The organism is Chromohalobacter sp. HP20-39, from assembly GCF_033052815.1.
GTDB lineage: Bacteria > Pseudomonadota > Gammaproteobacteria > Pseudomonadales > Halomonadaceae > Chromohalobacter.
In genome coordinates, this window is record NZ_JAWHTP010000145.1 from 1 (window position 1) to 457 (window position 457).

A 457-nucleotide genomic window follows, 5' to 3' on the forward strand; every position below is an offset into this window, starting at 1 on the left:
GTGTCCCAGTGCTTCTCAATCAAAGCGGTATCGACGGTAGCCTCGCAAACTGCTGCGATCTCCGGTGGAATGATCGTGCCACGCGGCACGTACAGATGACGCTGCTTCAATTCCTTCAGTCGTGGGCATAGATCGAACCCCAGTAGCCGGGCCAACGCCATGGCAAAGTCGGTGTAGCCGTGGGTGTCCACCGCCAACTGGCTGGTCTCGATGGATTCTTGGCGCACGACACCCTCAATGGCGACCCCTGCCTGGCGCTCATTGAGCACAAAAGGCTGCGCGTAGAAGATCCCCCATCGGTCACGCACATGGGAGTAGATGCCAATCGAGGACGTGTTGCGTCTTGGATCCTGTCGGGCCTGCCACACCCGTTGGGTGGTTTCCATGCTCATCATGTCGGACGACGCCAGGTCCGTGCGACCCCATGTCGCTGCAATGGGGTGCCGTTGCATGAACT

The 457-nt window shown here is 59.5% G+C and carries 1 protein-coding gene; it reads right to left on the reverse strand.

What is annotated here, in order from left to right; all coding sequences use genetic code 11:
• Positions 1 to 457 (reverse strand): Tn3 family transposase (locus RVY79_RS17365; protein ID WP_317465728.1); only part of this gene is annotated, 457 nt, incomplete at both ends.